This window comes from Devosia sp. A16 (genome assembly GCF_001402915.1).
Taxonomy (GTDB): Bacteria; Pseudomonadota; Alphaproteobacteria; order Rhizobiales; family Devosiaceae; genus Devosia_A.
In genome coordinates this window covers 656,953-675,175 of sequence record NZ_CP012945.1, presented here as the reverse complement: position 1 = coordinate 675,175, position 18,223 = coordinate 656,953, and the positions used below count along the sequence as shown (strand labels likewise).

Below are 18,223 nucleotides of genomic sequence, written 5' to 3'. Positions count from 1 at the left end.
AGAAAAGTTGCAGACTTTTCTGGTTCGAAAGCGCGACCATTTCATTCGTTCAGCTTTCATGCGGTCGCCGTATCTCCTGCGGCGGCGTCGAGCTCGGCGCCACCTTCCTCCGGCGCCGTCTCGTTGACGGCGATCTTGCCCCGGCGGAGGTCCGCCAGGTGCGGCACCAGCACGCCCTCGAGCGCGCCGGGATCCGGCGCATGCCGGTATTCGAAGCAGGGCACGCCGGGCTGCACCAGGTCGGCCACATGGTCGGCGCCCGAGGCAAAGATCACTGCGTCGCACTGCGCGATCACCTCGCCGAGGTCGGGCGCCGACAGCCAGGTGACGCGGATGTCGGAAACGTGCGGCGCGAACTCGCGCACGCTGGGGCGCATGATGGCGATGTATTCCTCGAAATAGGTCACCGCGGCGATGCGGGTGCGCGGGTCGAGCCCGGCCAGGGCCTGGCGAGTGCGCATCGAGGGAATGAAGCGCAGCCCCAGCACCCGCGCCTCGGGGATCAGCGCCTGCACCTCGGCCTCACGATGGAGGAAAGTGAGGACGATGTCGGCCTCGGTGCTGATCCGGCGCAGCTCCTCGGTGACCCTGAGGGAATCGAGGGTGATCAGCTGGATCTGGTCGTTGGTCGCCAGCACCGGTTTGAGCTGCGCCACGTAATCGCGCCCGGGCCCCTCGAAGATGGCGACGAAGACGATCTTCAGGCCGGCCTTGGGGCGGCGCAGCAGCGACTGGGCGTTGATCATCGAGGTGAGCGTCAGGGTCGAGACGCCGAGCTTTTCGGCCTTGCCGATCAGCACCTCGATATCGGCGCGGAGCGAGGAGACCGGCAAGTTGTCCGAACCGCGCTTCTTCATGTCGGAGACGGCGAAGGCGCCGAGCCCGTGCTTCATCTCGACGAGGCCGGCATCGCGGAGCCGCTGGTAGACCTGGGCCACGGTCATCGGCGCGATGCCGAGCTCGGCGGCGAGCTGGCGCACCGATTGCAGGCGGGTGCCGTGGGCGATGCCGCCGAACGATAGCGCATAGCTCAACAGCCCATAGAGCTGCGTGCCCACGGGCACGGGCAGGGACTTGTCGATGCTGTTGGCGTCGATCGCGAACACGTGTTCTATCCACCTGATACACCGTGACGGTAGCGTCCCCTTTCGCCGATGACAATCGCCTGCGTACAAATTTCATGCAGACCGTCCGTGCTGCTCAAATGTCATGCAAAATGCCGGGAAATCAGCGGGTTGTCGTCGGTTTTCTGTTGGATTTGGCCGGCCAATTGGACGAAAGTCGCTCTGGGCCACTGGCGGCGGGCCGACAGATGGTGTTCTAGTCCGTTAGATCAACAGGGGTGCAGGGAGCGGCCATGAGCATGCAATTGGGACTCGAACTGGCGCGGCTCACCGCCGGCCTCGACCGGCTCTATCGCGACGTGCCGCGCACCCAGAGCTTCCTCGACCGTGAGGGGCTGATCCCGGTGGCGATGGCGCAGATCGAGCCCTATGCGCTCAAGGACTACAGCGAGGCGCGCGACCGGCTGGATGCGTTGCAGGCGCGTGTCCCAGGCGAGGCCGACAGTGAGCTGCGCCGCGCCTACCTCACCGAAATGCTGGATTCGCTCCTGGCGCTGCTCGACACCTTCGAGGGCCGGCAGATTTCCTATGCCGAACGGCTGCGCCGGCAGATGCGGGTCGACACCCAGATGGTGAGCGACGAGATCCTCGACGGTTATCGCCGGACCATCCGGGAAAACCTCGATGAGCTGGGCTATCGCGGCGGGTCGCTGGCCGAGGATGTCGGCCGGTTCGAAGCCGACACGCTCGTTCCGCCCGATCAGGTGCTCGCCACCATGGCCGAGGTGACGCGCGAGGCGCGGCGCCGCACCAGCGAGATGATGTACCTGATGAACGACGAGTGGCTCGAGCCGGTGCGGCTCGACGATGTGCCGTTCACCGCCTATTGCGATTTTCCCGAGCGCAAGATGCGGCTCAACCTCGCCATGCCGTTCACCCGCTCGGCGATCAAGCACCTCGCCTGCCACGAGGCGTTCCCGGGGCACCTGGTGCATATGGCGCTGCGCCAGCGCTATGTCGCCGAGGGCAAGATGCCGCTCGACGGTGCCCAGGTGGTGACGAGTTCGGCCAGCAGCGCGCTGTTCGAAGGCATTGCCGACAATGGCTGGTTCTTCCTCGACTGGATCAACACCCCCGAGGACGTGGTAGGGATGACGCTCGAGCGGCTGCGCGCGGCGCTCCGCTGCAACGCCGCCTGGATGCTGCACGCCGAGGGCCGCTCGCACGAGGAGGTGGCGCCGATCGTCGCCGAGGCGGGCTATCAGGACCTCGCAACGGCGAAGAACCGCATCGCCTTTCTCCGCCACGGCCTGAGGGCGCCGTTCGTCTACGGCTACTGGTGCGGCGATACCGCGACGCACGCGGTGTGGGAGAAGGTGCCCAAGGAGCGGCGCACCGAGTTCTGGGCCTATCTCTACGGCAACATGCACACCCCTTCGACGCTGCGCGATTTCTGGGTCGCCTGATGGCTGCGCTCGACAAGCACTGGCCGGCCTTCCTCGCCCTGGTCCGCCAGGCCGGCCCCGCGCAGCCGTTGTTCGATTTTGTCGCCGGGCTGATCGGCGAGGCGATCGGCAGCAAGCTCACCACGGCGACGCTGTTCGACGTGCCGGCCGGCCGGCTCCGCCGCCTCTACACCCAGAACGCCGAGGCCTATGCGGTGGGCGGCTTCAAGCCGATCCCCGACAACCAGTGGACGGCAACGCTGATCCGCCGGCAGGAGATCTACACCGCGCTCAGCCTCGAAGCGATCGCGGTGGATTTCGCCGACTGGCAACTGATCGGCTCACTGGGCTGCGAGTCGATCGCCAACCTGCCGATCGTCGTGGGCGGGCGGACCATCGGGGCGTTCAACCTGCTGCACGAGGCGGGGTATTACACGCCGGAGCGACTGGCGCGGGTGGGTGAGGTGATGCCGTTCGCGACGATGGCGTATCTGGCGGGGGTGTTTGGGGAGCGGGTGGGCGGTCAGCGCTGAAGCCCGCAGTCGGCGCCCCTCTCCCGCTTGCGGGGGAGGGTGCCGCCGTCAGGCGGTGGGAGGGGGGTGCCACAAACACCGGCCCGTGCCCCGTACGCCTGCGGTCAGTGCGTGGGGCACCCCCCTCCCACCACGCTTTCGCGTGGTTCCCCCTCCCCCGCAAGCGGGAGAGGGAGTCCCGACTGCAATGCCCGCTACTTCTTCCGCTTCATGGCCTCGCTGAGCATGTCCCCCAGCGACCCGGTGCTGCGCGGCGCCTCCTTCGCCACGCGCTGATTGGCGCGCACCGGCTGATCACGCGGGCGATCGCGCGGAGCTGAGGTGTCGATCTCCTTGCGCATGCTGAGGCCGATGCGTTTACGCGGTACGTCGACTTCGACGACGCGCACCTTCACCACGTCTCCTGCCTTGACCACCTCGTGCGGGTCCTTGACGAATTTGTCGGCCAGTTGCGAGACGTGCACCAGCCCATCCTGATGCACGCCGATATCGACGAAGGCCCCGAAGGCGGCGACGTTGGTGACGGTGCCTTCGAGCAGCATGCCGGGTTTGAGGTGTTTGATGTCGTCGACGCCCTCGGCGAAGGTCGCGGTCTTGAAGGCGGGGCGGGGGTCGCGGCCGGGCTTTTCCAGCTCGGCGAGGATGTCGCGCACCGTCGGCAGGCCGAAGCGGTCATCGACGAAGCGCCTGGGATCGAGGCCCGACAGCGCCGACTTGTCGCCCATGATCTCACGCAGGTCGCGGCCGCAGGCGGCGACGATCTTGCGGGCGACGCCATAGGCTTCGGGGTGCACCGATGAGGCATCGAGCGGTTCGCTGCCGCCGGTGATGCGGAGGAACCCGGCGCTCTGCTCGAAGGTGCGCTGGCCGAGCCGCGGCACCTCGAGCAGTGCCTGGCGCGAGCGGAACGGGCCGTTGGCGTCGCGGTGGGTGACGATGGCTTCGGCGACCGAGGGGCCGAGACCGGAGATGCGCGCCAGCAGCGGTGCCGAGGCGGTGTTGAGGTCGACGCCGACGGCGTTCACCGCGTCTTCCACTACGGCATCGAGCGAGCGGCCGAGGCGGTACTGGTCGACATCGTGCTGGTACTGGCCGACGCCGATTGCCTTGGGCTCGATCTTGACCAGTTCGGCGAGCGGATCCTGCAGGCGCCGGGCGATGGAGACGGCGCCGCGCAGCGACACGTCGAGATTGGGGAACTCGGCCGCGGCCAGTTCGGAGGCGGAATAGACCGAAGCGCCGGCCTCCGAGACGATCACCTTGGTCGGCTTGGGCGCCGGCAGGCGCGCGATCAGGTCGACCACCAGCTTTTCGGTCTCGCGGCTGCCGGTGCCGTTGCCGATGGCGATGAGTTCGACGCCGTGCTTGCTGATCAGCCCCTCGATGGCGGCCTGGGCGCCGATCGCGTCATTGCGAGGCGGGAAGGGGTAGATGGTGTCGCTGTCGAGGAGCTTGCCGGTGGCGTCGATGACCGCGACCTTAACCCCGGTGCGGATGCCGGGGTCTAGCCCCATGGTGGCGCGGGCGCCGGCCGGAGCGGCCAGCAGCAGATCCTTGAGGTTGCGGGCGAAGACGCCGATAGCTTCGAGCTCGGCGCGCTCGCGCAGCTCCACCATCAGGTCGATGGCGAGCGTGATGCGCAGCCGCGTGCGCCAGGCCCAGCCGGCCACCTCGCGGAGCCAACGGTCGCCGGCGCCATTGCCCTGCGCCTCGAGCGCGCCGATGACCAGGCGCTCGGCCGGCTTGACCGGATCGGCGACGTCGGCATCCACCTCGATCTCGAGGCTCAGCACCTCCTCGTCGCGGCCGCGCATCATGGCGAGGGCCCGGTGGCCGGCGACCTTGTTCCAGCGTTCGGAATGGTCGAAATAGTCGGCGAACTTGGCGCCGGCCTCCTCCTTGCCCTTCAGTACCCTGGCGCTCAGCATGGCCTTGTCGCGCATATGGGCGCGCAGCTGGCCGAGCAGGGCGGCGTTTTCCGACAGGCCCTCGATGACGATGTCGCGGGCGCCTTCGAGCGCCTCCTTGGTGCCGGGCACCTCCGCCGTGATGTACGCTTCGGCGAGCGCCACGGGATCGGCGCTGCGGTTGGCGAGGATGGCTTCTGCAAGCGGGCCAAGCCCACGCTCCCGCGCGATTTCGGCCTTGGTGCGGCGCTTGGGCCTGAACGGCAGATAGAGATCCTCGAGCTCGGCCTTGGTGGCGGCGCGCGAGATGGAGGCGGTCAACTCGGGGGTGAGCTTGCCCTGTTCGTCGATGGATTTGAGGATCGCGGCGCGGCGGGCTTCCAGTTCGCGCAGATAGGTCAGCCGCTCGGCCAGCAGGCGCAGCTGGGTGTCGTCGAGGCCGCCGGTCACTTCCTTGCGGTAGCGCGCGACGAACGGCACCGTGGCGCCGCCGTCGAGCAGCTCCACCGCCGCCCGGACCTGGTCGGGGCGGGCGGCGATCTCGGTGGCGATCTGGGCGGCGATGCGGGCGTCGAGTTGGGACATGAGGCAACTTCTTGATTTGGTCGGGGCGACCATAGTCGGCTCGGGCCGGCGGTCACACCCGGCGCGGGAGGATTTCCTCGATTTGTGAGTGGGGCGGGAGGCGACCCCTTCTCGTCAGGTCATGGCGTGCCCCGCCCACCGGGTCATTCCAGCGAAAGCGGGAGCCTCTGCTTTCCCGGCTTTTGCACGATCGCCAACGGAGGAAGCAGTTGTCTCGTGCCAGATCCCCGCCGATACTATCGCGCCAACCGCCGAGTATCCGATGATCAAGCTTCTCCGTCCCGCAGACAGACGCATCGACCCGTCGCTGCATTCGATCAGCCTGGCCGATGCCCGGCGCCCCGATTGCCCGCTCATCTACGTCAACAAGGGTTTCGAGAAGCTCACCGGCTATACGCCGGGCGAGGTGATCGGCCGGAATTGCCGCTTCCTGCAGGGAGCAGGTACCGACCGGGCGCAGGTTGCCCGCCTCGCCCAGGCGATGGCAAAGGGCGAAGAGCTGCTGATCGACCTGATGAACTACCGCAAGGACGGCAGCCCGTTCTGGAACCGGCTGTCGATCCGGCCGGTCCGCGCGCGGGACGGCGAGATCACCCACTTCATCGGCATCCAGTCCGACATTTCCCGGCTGGTCAGCCTGCAGGAGAGCCTCGAAAGCTGGGCGCGCGAGCTTGCCGGGGACAAGGCCGGTTAAGCTGCCGGCAGCGAGGCGCCTCGCTGCCGGGCTCGAGAGGCGCGAGGGTTACACGGGTCCGGCAAACCTGAAGCGCGTGCCGTCTCCGCCGTCCGGCCGGGGGCCGGGGCTGTCGGCCCTTACGGCGCCATCGGCGGCGATGCGGAGGAAGCGGTTGGTGGCGAGGGCCATCAGCGTCACCTCCCCGGTCGGAGTTTCCATCCACTGGAACTGCGTCGCCTCGCCGGCAAGGCCGCCCACAGTGACCACGCCGCCCGCCGTCACCGACAGCAGGCCGCCGGCATGGCGCAGGGCGACGCGGCCCAGGCCGACCGGCTCGACAGTGAGCGCCTCCGGCGTCGCGGCGATCACCGTCCCCAGGGCGACCCCAAGGCCGATGGACGGCGCATTGGCCAGCACCAGCGTGCCGCTCTCGCCGGCCGGGATCGGCTGCATCAGGCCGCGCGGGTGCGGCTCGTCGATGCTGACGCGGTCGAAATCGGCATAGCCGCCGGCTTGCCCGGTCTCGTTATAGGCGAACACCGCATAGCGGATGCCCTGGAAGGTCTTGAGCTGGAACACCATGATCATCGGCTCGCCGATGGGGGTGAAGCTCTCGCCGTCGGTTGAGTAGCTGAGCTGCGCCACCTCGGTGAGGAAGTCGCACTCGGCGCGCAGCCAGAGGCGCGAGCTTGTTACGGGCGCGGCGAGGGTGTGGCCGGTCTGGTAGTCGAAGGCGCGGATCTCGTCGCCCAGGGCAGTGCGGGCGAGACCGACCCAGCGCCACGGCATGCCGAGCAGCGCCAGCCCGGCCACGTCGCCGGCGGCGAGGCCGGCAGCGTCGAACTCCGCCGTGACGGTGGAACGCGGGCCGACCGCGCGCTGCGTCAGGGTGTTCTTCGCCCGCCAGAAATCGGCGGCGGGCAGGGTGTGGAGGCGGAGATGCCCAGGGCGCTCGCCGAGCGACCACTTGGCATCGACCGGCACATGGTTCCACTGCCAGATCGGGTTGAGCGTCGCGCCGTCGAAATCGTCGCTGCGTTCCGGCCACGGCAGGGCGGGCGACGACGGCGAGGCGGTGGAGGGTTTCACCCAGGTGCGCGGAGTACGGCCGAGATTGCCGGAGAGGCCAAAATAGGGCCAGCCATCGTGCCAGGTGATGGGCGACAGGCAGGTCAGCCGGCCGAGCGAATTGTAATCCATCATCGACCAGCCCCACCACTCGCCATTTGGAGTGTCGACGATGCCGCCCTGGTGCAGGTTGAGCCGGCCGTTGGCGGCGGGGTTGGGCGGCACCAGCTCGAATGGCGGCGCGAGGGTAAAGGGAATGCCGGCGCCCTTGATCCGATAGCCTTCGGCGAGCCCGAAATCCTCGTCGATCGAAATGGCGGGGTTGATCTCCCAGGGGCCATCGAGGCTGTCGGCGCGGGCGCAGGGCATGCGCATGGGCCCGGCGAACCAGGCGCTGGTGATCAGGTACTTGCCGCCGACCTTGTAGAAGTGGGCGCCTTCGCCCATCAGGCTGTCAGGCGGCAGCAGCTCGCGTTCGCTGCCGGGGATCACCCGGCGGAGGCTCGGGTCGAGCTCGGCGATCCTGAGGTTGCGGTAGCCCCAGACCACATAGGCGCGCCCGTCGTCGTCGAAGAACACCGTCAGGTCGTGGTAGTTGTACTCGGCCTCGCTGCGCGTCCAGGGACCCGCGGGATCGGTGGCGGTGAAGATCTGGGTCTTCTGGCCGTTGACGTTGGAGAAGATATAGAAGGTGCCGTCGCGATAGCGCAGGCACGGGGCCCAGATGCCCTGGCCGTAGATCTCCCCATCCTCGAGCCGGAAGGCGGGGCCGAGGTCGAGCCGGTCGAAGGCGTAACAGAGCAGCGTCCAGTTCACCAGGTCGGTGGAGCGCAGCACCGGCAGGCCCGGCATGCAGTGCATGGTGGTGCCGGTCATGTAGTAGGCCTCGCCCACCCGGATGATGTCGGGGTCGGAAAACTCTTCGTAGAACAGCGGATTGGTGAAGGTGCCGTCGCCGTTATCGGCGCTCCAGGTCGGCTTTGGCGTGGTCATCAGAGGGGTCCATAACGGAAAACAGGGTATGAAGGCTCGACCGATGTGCCGTTCGGACGAGCCGCTCGATTCGGCGGCAGCGGCCCGGTCGCGGCTCCGTGGTCTCGGGGGCAGGGCTCCACATGCCCGGTCGGAATTTCAGGTTTCACCGGCCGGCGATCACCCCTGCCGGAGGGGCGAACGACTGAACCGGATCGAGCAGGCACAGTCACGATAGTAACCGCGAGTTCTGATATGAAGCAACCGCACACTCGATAGGTTCGATGAAGGCGCGGTCAAAGGCGACGCATCGCGTGGCTGTGTTTCGCGGATCGCCGAACTGCAGCGTCGTTATCTGGTAACATACTGCAAAAGAACGCATATTTGACACACATCAATTGCCGGAGAACTCCGTTCGGGGCATTCGGCGACAGAAAGATGTACGTACCTCAAGGGGCTCTGCCGTTCATATTAGGATATCCGATGTACATCTAAACACAAGTTGACAAGGAAGGCTTCGCGGATAGGATGGCGCCCGAAAGCGGTGGAGCGCTTTCGGGACAGGAGCGCGAGAGGCGCTGCCGCCGTCGGGAGGAAAAAGAAGATGGATAGACGCAGTTTTCTGCTGGGCACCGCTATGGGCGCCCTTACCGTGGCCGCCAATGGCCTGGCCTTTGCACAGGATGCCGAAGGGACCGCGCCGGACCTGGCGCAGTTTCCGCGCAACGAGACGGTGATCGTTCACAATCCCGAAGGGATCATTCGCAATCCGGGCTGGTTCAACCTGTGGGCGGTCGGCGCCGGCAACGGCACCAGCAACGGGTTGCATAACCTCACCACCGATACGCTGTGGTTCATCGACCCCGATGCCGGCATCGAAGGGGCGAGCGAGAACGCGGTCTACAACTCGCTGGCCGACGACCTGTGGCAATACAATGCCGACTTCACCGAGATGACCGTCAAGCTCAAGCAGGGCATCTTCTGGAGCGACGGCGTCGAGTTCACCGCCGACGACGTGGTGTTCACGGTCGAAAAGCAGAAGGCGACCCCCGGCACGCCCTATAACGGCGCCTTCAGCGCGCAGGTGGCCGAAGTCACCGCGCCCGACAAGTACACGGTGCATTTCAAGCTCAATGCGCCCAACTCACGCTTCCACGCGCTGTTCGCGGTGCGCTGGACGGCAGCGTGGATCATGCCCAAGCATGTCTACGAAAAGGTCGAGGACATCCTCACCTACGACGCCAACCCGCCGGTCAGCATCGGGCCCTACACGCTGCACTCGTTCGATCCGAACGGCACCTGGTACATCTGGCAGAAGCGTGAGGACTGGCAGCGCACGGCGATGGGCATGATCGCCGAGCCCAAGCCGAAATACGTCATCTACCGCAACAACATCACCACCGATAACCGCCTGATCGAGATCCGCAACGGCAACCTCGACATGGTGCACGACCTGACGCCGGAAGGCACCTTCGCGGTGGTCAAGGACGATCCGCAGATCCAGGGCTGGTTCCCGGGCTTCCCCTATGCCCACCCCGATCCGACCCTGCCGATGATCATCTTCAACCACCAGAACGAGAAGTTCCAGGACAAGCGCGTGCGCTGGGCCCTGGCGCTGATGCTCGATGCGCGCGCCATGTCGATGGCGTCCTATCGCGGCGCGGCGACGCTCTCGGCCATCTCGGTGCCGCCCACAGGCACGCATCCGCGCGACTATCATGCGCCGCTGCAGGACTTCCTCATCAACTACGAGGTCGACACCGGCACCCGCAAGATCAAGCCGTACGACCCCAATATCGGCCTGCAGATCGCCGACATGGTGCGTCCGCAGTTCGGCGACGCGGTGCCGACCGACGAGGCGGCGGTGCGCAACGCCTTCGGCTATGGCTGGTGGAAGCAGGACGTGGCGGCGGCCGAAGAGCTGCTGACGGCGGCCGGCTTCACCAAGAACGGCAACCAGTGGATGATGCCGAACGGCCAGCCCTTCGCCTTCGAGGTGATGGTGCCGGCGGAAGGCGTGATCAACCGGTTGGGCGTGATGATTGCGCAGATGTGGACGCAGGCCGGCGTGCAGGCGACGGCGCAGGTCGACAGCGATACCTGGGGCCGGCAGCGCGTCGGCAACTACGAAACCAATATCGCCTGGGCGGTGGAAACCTGGGGCGGTCACCCCGACCTCAGCTTCTTCCTCGACAGCTACCACTCGGCCTATGTGGCCAAGCCCGGTGAATCGCAGCCCGACCGCAACTGGATGCGCTGGACCGATCCGCGGCTCGACGCCATCATCGAGAAGATCCGCAAGATCGATTTCAACGATCCCAAGGGCATCGAGTACGGCCACGAGTTCGTCAAGCTGCACCTCGAAGAGATGCCGAACATCCCGATCATGGCCTACAACGTGTTCTCCATCCAGTCGAACCGCTACTGGACCGGCTGGCCGAACGCCGAGAAGCCGTATGCCAACCCGGTCACCAACTGGTCGAACGGACGCTACATCTTCACCCAGATCACTCCGGTCGCGGGCTGATCGTTCTCCCTGAGGTGAAAGGGGGCGCGGGGGAATTTTCCCGCGCTCCCTTCCGCCTTTCGGGGGCGCTGATGGAAGACGAGAGAGGCGACCGAAGCAACCGGCGTGCGGGACGACGAAGAGGGTCGCCACGAGCGGACGACCAAGAAGTCGCCGCGAGCGGACGACCAAGAAGTCGCCGCGAGCGGACGACTAAGAAGTCGCCGCGTTGTGGGACGGCCAAGAAGCCGTCCCGGTGCGGACGGCCTGCGGCCGCCGCGGGCTAACCGGCCGCCTCGGGTGCATAGGAGAGTTTATGCAAGGCTATCTGTGGTTCGCCGCCAAGCGGTTCGTGCAGTTGTTGGCGGTGATATTCTTCGGGGTGTCGGCGATGTTCGTCGTCACCTACCTGTCGCCGATCGATCCGGTCGAACAGGTGCTCGGCCGCCTCTCCGCCCGCTCGAACCTGTCGCCTGAGGCGATTGCCGCGACCCGCGCTGCGCTGACCGAGATGTTCGGCACCAACCAGCCGGTGCTGACGCAGTATTTCAATTTCTGGAGCCGGCTGCTGCGCGGCGACCTGGGCGCCTCGCTGATGGCCTTCCCGACCCCGGCGATGGAACTGGTGCTGCGCGCGCTGCCCTGGACGCTGGGGCTGCTGCTCACCTCGACCGCCATCACGTTCGTGGTGGGGAACCTGCTGGGCGGGCTCGCCGGCTATTTCCAGAACAGCCGCTGGCTCAAGGCCTTCGGCATCGTCTCGATGGGGTTGCAGCCGATCCCCTACTACATCGTCGCCTTCATCATCCTCATCGTCTTCGGCTTCCTGTGGCCGGTGCTGCCGATCTCGGGCGGCTTCGCCATGGACGTGCGGCCGGGCTGGACCTGGTCGTTCATCCTGTCGGTGCTGCAGCATTCGCTGCTGCCGGCCCTGTCGCTGGTGCTGGTGGGGCTGGGCGGCTGGTTCATCGGCATGCGTGCGCTCGTCTCCAACATCGTCACCGAAGACTACGTCACCTATGCCGAGCTCGCCGGCGTCAGGCGCGATACGATCGTGGGCGGTTACGTGATCCGCAATGCGCTGGTGCCGCAGGTGACGGCGCTCGCCATGGTGATCGGCGGAGTGTTCTCGGGCACCGTCATCACCGAGCAGGTGTTCAACTACCCGGGGATGGGGTCGCTCCTCGTCGACGCGGTGAACGCCGGCGACTATTCGACCGTGCTCGCCGTCTGCACCATTTCCATCGCCGCGGTGGCGCTGGCCATCTTCATCGTGGATCTGCTGCACCCGCTGCTCGATCCGCGCGTCCGGGCGGAGTGAAGCCAGATGTTTGCCGTATTCCGCGACCTTATCCGCTACAACATCGAGTTCACCATCGGGCTGATCCTCGTCGGCATCGTGGCGATCTTTGCGGCCCTGAGCTTCTTTTCGCCGGTCGATCCCAGCCAGATCTACCTCGCCATTCCCGACCAGCCGCCCTCGGCGCAATACTGGTTCGGCACCAATTCGCGCGGCCAGGACCTGTTCTGGCAGCTTTCGGCGGCGTTCAGGAACAGCCTGCTGTTCGGCATCACCGTGGCGGTCCTGAGCCGCATCATCTCGATCGCGGTGGGGCTGGCGGCCGGCTACCTCGGCGGCTGGGTCGACCGGGTGCTGATGTTCATCAACGACATCTTCGTCGCGGTGCCGATCTTCCCGATCCTGGTGCTGTTCTATTTCGTGCTGCGCAACCACATGGACAGCTTCACCATGGCGCTGATCATGGCCTGCTTCGGCTGGCCGTTCGATGCGCGGCTGATCCGCTCCGTGGCGCTCGGGCTGAAGCACCGCGAGTTCACCCGCCATGCGGTGTTCGCCGGCATGAGCACCCGCAAGGTGCTGCTCGAGGAGCACCTGCCTTACGTCATGCCGATCGTGTTCTCGACCTTCATGAACAACATGCTGTGGTCGATCGGCATGGAGGTGACCCTCGCCGTGCTGGGCTTCACCAACATCAATAACCCCACTATCGGCACCGTGCTCTACTGGGCCAATTCGCACTCGGCGATGGTGGTGGGCGTCTGGTGGTGGGTGGTGATCCCGGTGATCCTGATCGTCATCACCTTCCTCGGCCTGTTCCTGCTGGCCGTCTCGATGAACGAATATATCGATCCGCGCAGCCGGCTGCGCCGCATGGGAGCCTAGTGCATGGCCGACAACATTCTCGAGGTCGAGGCGCTCAAGGCCTACTACCAGATGAGCTATTTCGGGGTGAACCGCGAGGTACGCGCCGTCGACGGCATCAGCATGAACGTCAAGCGGCGCGAGGTTTACGGCATTGCCGGCGAGAGTTCCTCGGGCAAGACCAGCTTCATCAAGGTGCTGGCCGCCGCCATCCGGCCGCCGCTGCGGGTGATCGCGGGCAGCGCCACCTATGATTTCGGCGGTGCCAAGACCGACGTCACCATCGCAACCCCGGCCGAGATCGACGCCATCCGCTGGCGGCACCTCAGCTACATCATGCAGGGTTCGATGAGCACGCTGAACCCGGTGCGCCGCATCGGCCGCATCTTCGAGGATTTCGCCGCCCGGCCGCTGGGGCTCAGCGGCAGCGCCTTCCGCCAGCGGGTGATCGAGCATCTGGGGCACCTGAAACTGCCGCCCTCGGTGCTCAACGCCTATCCGCACGAATTGTCGGGCGGCATGCGCCAGCGCGTCACCATCGGGCTCGCGACGGTGTGCAAGCCCGATTTCATCATCGCGGACGAACCGACGACGGCGCTCGACGTGGTGGTGCAGAAGGACGTGCTGTCGCTGATCAAGAACCTCCAGACCGAGATGGGCTCCTCGATCGTCTTCGTCACGCATGACATGAGCGTGCATGCCAATATCGCCGACCGCATCGGCATCATCTATGCCGGGCGGCTGGTCGAGGAGGCGCCGACGCGCACCCTGTTTACCGCGCCCAAGCATCCCTATTCGGCGCACCTGGTCGCCAGCCTGCCGCGCATCGGCGACACGACGCAGCGCCCGGCGCTCGAGGGGCGGCCGCCCAGTCTTGCGGCGCCGCCGGCCGGCTGCCGGTTCCATCCGCGCTGCCCGCTCGCCATCGACAAGTGCAAGACCGAGGCGCCGCCGCTGCTGACGGTCGGACCCGACCACCGCAGCGCCTGCTGGCGCGCCGCCGACGTCGAGCCGCTGGTGCCCGGCGGGCACACTCGCGTGGGAGTTGCCGCATGAGCGCGCTGCTTGAAGTCGCCGATGTCGGCAAGCGTTTCCAGATGGGCGGCATCCTCGGCCGCCAGGAGGTGCGCGCCGTCGACCAGGTCAGTTTCGCCATCGCCGCCGACAAGCCGGAGATCTTCACCATCATCGGGGAGAGCGGTTCGGGCAAGACGACCTTGGCCCGCATGATCCTGGGGCTGGAGCGGCCGACCACCGGCAGCATCCTGTTCCGCGGCCAGCCGGTGCAGCATGGCAGGCGGGCCGACCGGCTGAAGTTCATGGCCAATGTGCAGCCGGTTTTCCAGAACCCGTTCGAGGCGTTCAATCCGCTCAAGCGGGTCGATCGCTATCTCCAATCGACGGCGCGACGGTTCCTCGGCACCCGCGACAAGGCGGCGGTCGATGCGGCCATGGATGGCGCCCTGCAGAAGGTGGGCCTCAGCCTCGCCGAAATCGGCGGCCGCTTCCCGCACGAGTTGTCGGGCGGACAGCTGCAGCGCGTCGCCATCGCCCGGGCGCTGATCCCCAACCCGCCGCTGCTGATCGCCGACGAGCCGGTGTCGATGGTCGATGCGTCGCTGCGCATGGCGATCGTCAACCTGCTGAAATCGCTGCGCGACGATCTGGGCGTCTCGGTGATCTACATCACCCACGACCTCGCCACGGCCTACTATATCTCGGATCGGCTGATCATCATGCAGAAGGGCAGGGTGGTGGAAATGGGGCCGGCCCGTGCCGTGCTCGACAAGCCCGAGCATCCCTATTCTCAACTGCTCAAAGCCTCGGTGCTGTCGGCCGACGATGCCGGCGCCGGCAACCTCACACCGGCCAACGACCTGCTGCAGCTCAGCAACGAGCGGTTGTCGCAGGCGGATGACAGCCGGCTCGAAGAGCGGGCCGACGGGCGGAAGGTGCGGGTCTAGGACCGACGCCGCGGCGCCCTGCCGGTGGCCGGTCAGATCGAGGCGCGCACCACCACGGGCATGGCGACGAGGTGCTCGCCGCTGGTTTCGGCCGAGAGCAGCAGGCGGACCGCGGCGCGGCCCATCTCTTCGTGCGGCAGCGCGATGGTGGTGAGCCCGGGGCGCAGGTAGCCGGCGATCTCGTCATTGTCGAAGGCGACCACGGAAATATCGTCCGGCACAGAGCGTCCCGCCTCGGCCAGTGCCTGGTAGGCACCGAAGGCGAGCCGGTCGTTGAGACAGAGGAGGGCCGTGATGTCCGGCCGCTGCGTCAGGACCTTGCGGGTCAGCTCGAAGCCATGCTGCGGCTCCCACTCCCAGCAGCTCTCCTCGGTGGCGAAACCGAGCTTGTGCTCCTCCATCGCGGCATGGATTCCGGCGATGCGTCGCGCCACCGTGTCGGAACGGAACAGGCCCTGTTCGGCGATCCGGTTGTGGCCGATGAGCGCGATGCCGTCGCGATGGCCGGCTGCCACCAGCAGCTCCACGGCGCTACGACCGCCGGTCAGCTCGTCGGGCAGCACCGAAAGCGGAAAGCGGCTGCTGGTGCCGTTGAGCATCACCACACGGGTGGCTGCGGGGAGGGTCGGCACGAAGATCTCGCGGGCTCGCATGGCGGCGAAGATGATGCCGTCCACCTGCCGGTCGAGCGCTGCCTCGATGGCCTGCACCTCGCGGTCGGGCTCGCCGCCGGTTTCGAGCAGCATCAGCACCTGGCCGGCTTCCTGCGCCGCGGCGAGGGCGCCGCGGATCAGCCCGTTGGCGTAGCGCGTGGTGGCGACGTAATCGGAGATGAAGGCGATGGTGCGGGTCTTGTCGGTCCGCAGCGCCTGCGCCGCGAGGTTGGGGCGATAGCCCAACTGCGCCGCCGCCTCGTGCACGCGCCGGTGCGCCTCGGCCGAGAGCCGGGTATCGGGGCGGCCGGTCAGGATCATCGAAGCGGCGGCGGAGGAGAGGCCGGCGAGCCTCGCCACATCCGCGAGCGTTACGCGCTTCTTGGTCACTCCTGCCATCGCTCCAGTTGCCTCGGTGCTCTTCATAGAAGGGGCAGACGCGATTTGACAACTTGGCGTCGTTCGCACTGCCTGCTAAATCCATTTAGCAAATGCGAGGGGTTGAAAGCGATGGCTTTTTCACTGCCCGACCACTGGGTCTGGGATTTCTGGCTGGCCGATGACGGCGCGACCTACCACCTGTTCTACCTGCACGCGCCGCATGCGCTGGGCAATCCCGATTTGCGGCATCGCAATGCCCGTATCGGCCACGCCACCTCGACCGACCTGGTGAACTGGCAGGACCACGGCCGAATCTTCGATACCGGCCCCGCCGGCAGCTTCGACGCTACCGCCACCTGGACCGGCAGCGTGGTGAAGGGACCCGACGGGCTGTGGCGGCTCTACTATACCGGCTCGCGTTTCCTCTCGCCCGACAGCAACGCCAATATCGAGACGATCGGCCTCGCGGTCTCGGACGATCTCTACAACTGGCGCAAACTGCCTGGCCCGATCAGCACTGCCGACAGCACGCATTACGAAACGCTCGGCAGCTCGAGCTGGCCCGAAGAGGCCTGGCGCGACCCCTGGGTGTTCGCCGACGCGGCGGGGCAGTGGCACATGCTGATCACGGCGCGGGCCAACCACGGCGAAGACATGACGCGCGGGGTGATCGGGCACGCCGTCTCCGAGGACATGCAGAGCTGGCAGGCGCAGCCGCCGCTCAGCGCCATCGATGCCGGCTTTGCCCATCTGGAGGTGCCGCAGATCGTCGAAGTCGAAGGCACGCTGCACCTGATCTTCTGTTGCGACAGCCCCAGGCTGTCGGGCCGGCTGGCCGGGCAGCAGGGCGGCGTGTGGTCGGTGGCGATCCCGCACGCACTCGGCCCCTATCCGATCGAGCGAGCGAGTCTCCTGGTGCCCCAGACGCTCTATGCCGGGCGGATCGCCACCGACCGCTCAGGGCGGGCCGTGCTGCTCGCCTTCAACAATGTGCAGTCGGGCGGCGTCTTTGCCGGCTCGATCTCCGATCCGCTGCCGGTGAAACTGGGCCGGCACGCCGACGGAATGCCCAGGCTCGAAATGGAGGTGCAGTCATGAGCGTGCAGATCGAGGGGGTGGTGGCCGCCGGCTTCGAGCCCATCGGCGAGGTGTTCGAGGCGGCGTTCGCAGATGCGCCGGGCATGGGCGCGGCACTCGCCATCCTGGTCGACGGCGAAGTGGTGGTGCAGCTGCATGGCGGCATTGCCGACGAGCGCGACGGGCGGCGATGGGACGCGGACACCGCTTCGGTGATCTTCTCGTGCACCAAGGGGCTCATGTCGCTGATGGTGGCGCGGCTCGTCGGCGAGGGCCGGCTCGACTACGCCGCGCCGGTGGCGCGCTACTGGCCGGAATTTGCCGCCGCCGGCAAGGGCGCAGTGACGGTGGCCGAGGCGCTGAGCCATCGCGCCGGGCTGTCGGCGCCGCGCGACGATTTCGAACTCGCCGACATCCTCGATTGGGAGGCTGCCACGTCGAAGCTCGCAGCGCAGGCGCCGCTCTGGCCGCCGGGCGAGGGCTATGCCTATCACGCGTTGACCCATGGCTGGCTGGCGGGCGAACTGGTGCGGCGGGTGACCGGGCGATCGCCCGGCGCCTATTTCCGCGACGCCATTGCGCCGCTCGGCGTCGACGCCTGGATCGGCCTGCCGCGCTCGCGCGGCAACATCGCGCATCTGCAGGTGGCATCCGAACTGGCGGAGCTATGGGAGCTGGATGCGACGAAGGCCGTGGCGGGCGAGGTCAACTGGCCCTATCGCGCCATGACGCTGGGCCGGGCGTTGCCGGCGGCGCTGGTCACCAGCGATGGCGGTTTCAACGACCGGCGGGTGCAGCAGGCCGAGATACCCGGCGCCGGCGGCATCGCCACCGCCGAAGCGCTGGCGACCATCTGGTCGGCCGCGGTGACCGAGACGCGCGGGGTGCGCCTCGCGTCCGCCGAGGTGCTGCGGCGGGCGACCGCCACGGTCACCGAAGGCCCCCCGGTATTTGCGGCCGAGCCGCCCTATCCGCGCTGGGGCATGGGCTTCCAGCTCGATTCCGAAGCGCGGCGGTTCCTCACTGTCGAAAGCTTCGGGCATGACGGGGCCGGCGGCCAGGTGGCCTTTGCCGACCCGCGGCACCGGGTCGGATTCGCCTTTGTCACCAACTGGATGCGCGGGCCGGGCGACAACCGCGGCACGGCGCTGGTCGAGGCGCTGCGGCAGCTGCTCGGAGCCTCTTGACGAAAGCCGTGAACCTCATGCTAAATCCATTTAGCAAAATA

General features: G+C 67.0%; 14 protein-coding genes. 10 read left to right on the top strand and 4 right to left on the bottom strand.

From position 1 onward, the window contains the following. Positions 1-56: 56 nt before the first annotated feature. Positions 57-1,106, bottom strand: coding sequence for a GntR family transcriptional regulator (locus tag APS40_RS03330; RefSeq protein WP_055045709.1), 1,050 nt, complete (start codon positions 1,104-1,106; stop codon positions 57-59). A gap of 251 nt (positions 1,107-1,357) precedes the next feature. Here APS40_RS03330 and APS40_RS03325 point away from each other — a divergent pair, with 251 nt between their 5' ends. Both APS40_RS03325 and APS40_RS03320 read left to right on the top strand, forming a co-directional pair. After that, on the top strand, positions 1,358-2,530 hold the full coding sequence (locus tag APS40_RS03325) for a hypothetical protein (RefSeq protein WP_236884189.1): 1,173 nt from the start codon (positions 1,358-1,360) through the stop codon (positions 2,528-2,530). Beyond that, entirely contained in the window at positions 2,530-3,042 is a 513-nt protein-coding gene (locus tag APS40_RS03320; protein WP_055045708.1) for a hypothetical protein, read from the top strand. Before APS40_RS03325 ends, APS40_RS03320 begins: the two co-directional genes overlap by 1 nt. Positions 3,043-3,236: 194 nt before the next feature. On the opposite strand, the gene APS40_RS03315 is transcribed toward APS40_RS03320, so the two are convergent. Then, positions 3,237-5,534, bottom strand: a complete 2,298-nt coding sequence (locus tag APS40_RS03315) for a Tex family protein (RefSeq protein WP_055045707.1) — start codon at positions 5,532-5,534, stop codon at positions 3,237-3,239. Positions 5,535-5,796: 262 nt separating this feature from the next. On the opposite strand from APS40_RS03315, the gene APS40_RS03310 reads away from it, so the two are divergent. Further along, positions 5,797-6,228, top strand: coding sequence for a PAS sensor domain-containing protein (locus APS40_RS03310; protein ID WP_055045706.1), 432 nt, complete (start codon positions 5,797-5,799; stop codon positions 6,226-6,228). Between the two features lie 48 nt (positions 6,229-6,276). Here the strand turns inward: APS40_RS03310 and APS40_RS03305 are convergent, their stop codons facing one another. Continuing rightward, positions 6,277-8,271, bottom strand: coding sequence for a family 43 glycosylhydrolase (locus APS40_RS03305; protein WP_055045705.1), 1,995 nt, complete (start codon positions 8,269-8,271; stop codon positions 6,277-6,279). A 616-nt stretch (positions 8,272-8,887) separates the two neighbouring features. Here APS40_RS03305 and APS40_RS03300 point away from each other — a divergent pair. From APS40_RS03300 to APS40_RS03280, 5 genes are all read left to right on the top strand, one after another. Then, positions 8,888-10,777 carry an ABC transporter substrate-binding protein gene (locus APS40_RS03300; protein WP_082434664.1) on the top strand — a complete coding sequence of 630 codons (1,890 nt, stop codon included), beginning with the start codon at positions 8,888-8,890 and terminating at the stop codon, positions 10,775-10,777. Between the two features lie 295 nt (positions 10,778-11,072). Then, positions 11,073-12,077: an ABC transporter permease gene (locus APS40_RS03295; RefSeq protein ID WP_055045703.1), complete on the top strand. Its 1,005-nt coding sequence runs from the start codon at positions 11,073-11,075 to the stop codon at positions 12,075-12,077. 6 nt (positions 12,078-12,083) lie between these two features. Continuing rightward, positions 12,084-12,941: an ABC transporter permease gene (locus tag APS40_RS03290; protein ID WP_055045702.1), complete on the top strand. Its 858-nt coding sequence runs from the start codon at positions 12,084-12,086 to the stop codon at positions 12,939-12,941. Positions 12,942-12,944: 3 nt separating this feature from the next. Beyond that, on the top strand, positions 12,945-13,976 hold the full coding sequence (locus APS40_RS03285) for an ABC transporter ATP-binding protein (protein WP_055045701.1): 1,032 nt from the start codon (positions 12,945-12,947) through the stop codon (positions 13,974-13,976). After that, the gene (locus tag APS40_RS03280; RefSeq protein WP_055045700.1) at positions 13,973-14,884 is read left to right on the top strand and encodes an ABC transporter ATP-binding protein; all 912 of its coding nucleotides are present in this window, start codon (positions 13,973-13,975) and stop codon (positions 14,882-14,884) included. Before APS40_RS03285 ends, APS40_RS03280 begins: the two co-directional genes overlap by 4 nt. Before the next feature lie 32 nt (positions 14,885-14,916). Here the strand turns inward: APS40_RS03280 and APS40_RS03275 are convergent, their stop codons facing one another. Next, positions 14,917-15,927, bottom strand: coding sequence for a LacI family DNA-binding transcriptional regulator (locus APS40_RS03275; protein WP_156342817.1), 1,011 nt, complete (start codon positions 15,925-15,927; stop codon positions 14,917-14,919). A 120-nt stretch (positions 15,928-16,047) separates the two neighbouring features. On the opposite strand from APS40_RS03275, the gene APS40_RS03270 reads away from it, so the two are divergent. Both APS40_RS03270 and APS40_RS03265 read left to right on the top strand, forming a co-directional pair. Then, on the top strand, positions 16,048-17,016 hold the full coding sequence (locus tag APS40_RS03270) for a family 43 glycosylhydrolase (protein ID WP_055045698.1): 969 nt from the start codon (positions 16,048-16,050) through the stop codon (positions 17,014-17,016). Next, positions 17,013-18,182, top strand: a complete 1,170-nt coding sequence (locus tag APS40_RS03265; protein WP_055045697.1) for a serine hydrolase domain-containing protein — start codon at positions 17,013-17,015, stop codon at positions 18,180-18,182. Before APS40_RS03270 ends, APS40_RS03265 begins: the two co-directional genes overlap by 4 nt. Positions 18,183-18,223: the final 41 nt, after the last annotated feature.

Coding starts and splice junctions, on each gene's coding strand:
- APS40_RS03325 (WP_236884189.1), top strand. CDS start 1,358: ATGAGCATGCAATTGGGACTCGAACTGGCGCGGCTCACCGCCGGCCTC.
- APS40_RS03320 (WP_055045708.1), top strand. CDS start 2,530: ATGGCTGCGCTCGACAAGCACTGGCCGGCCTTCCTCGCCCTGGTCCGC.
- APS40_RS03315 (WP_055045707.1), bottom strand. CDS start 5,534: ATGTCCCAACTCGACGCCCGCATCGCCGCCCAGATCGCCACCGAGATC.
- APS40_RS03310 (WP_055045706.1), top strand. CDS start 5,797: ATGATCAAGCTTCTCCGTCCCGCAGACAGACGCATCGACCCGTCGCTG.
- APS40_RS03305 (WP_055045705.1), bottom strand. CDS start 8,271: ATGACCACGCCAAAGCCGACCTGGAGCGCCGATAACGGCGACGGCACC.
- APS40_RS03300 (WP_082434664.1), top strand. CDS start 8,888: ATGGGCGCCCTTACCGTGGCCGCCAATGGCCTGGCCTTTGCACAGGAT.
- APS40_RS03295 (WP_055045703.1), top strand. CDS start 11,073: ATGCAAGGCTATCTGTGGTTCGCCGCCAAGCGGTTCGTGCAGTTGTTG.
- APS40_RS03290 (WP_055045702.1), top strand. CDS start 12,084: ATGTTTGCCGTATTCCGCGACCTTATCCGCTACAACATCGAGTTCACC.
- APS40_RS03285 (WP_055045701.1), top strand. CDS start 12,945: ATGGCCGACAACATTCTCGAGGTCGAGGCGCTCAAGGCCTACTACCAG.
- APS40_RS03280 (WP_055045700.1), top strand. CDS start 13,973: ATGAGCGCGCTGCTTGAAGTCGCCGATGTCGGCAAGCGTTTCCAGATG.
- APS40_RS03270 (WP_055045698.1), top strand. CDS start 16,048: ATGGCTTTTTCACTGCCCGACCACTGGGTCTGGGATTTCTGGCTGGCC.
- APS40_RS03265 (WP_055045697.1), top strand. CDS start 17,013: ATGAGCGTGCAGATCGAGGGGGTGGTGGCCGCCGGCTTCGAGCCCATC.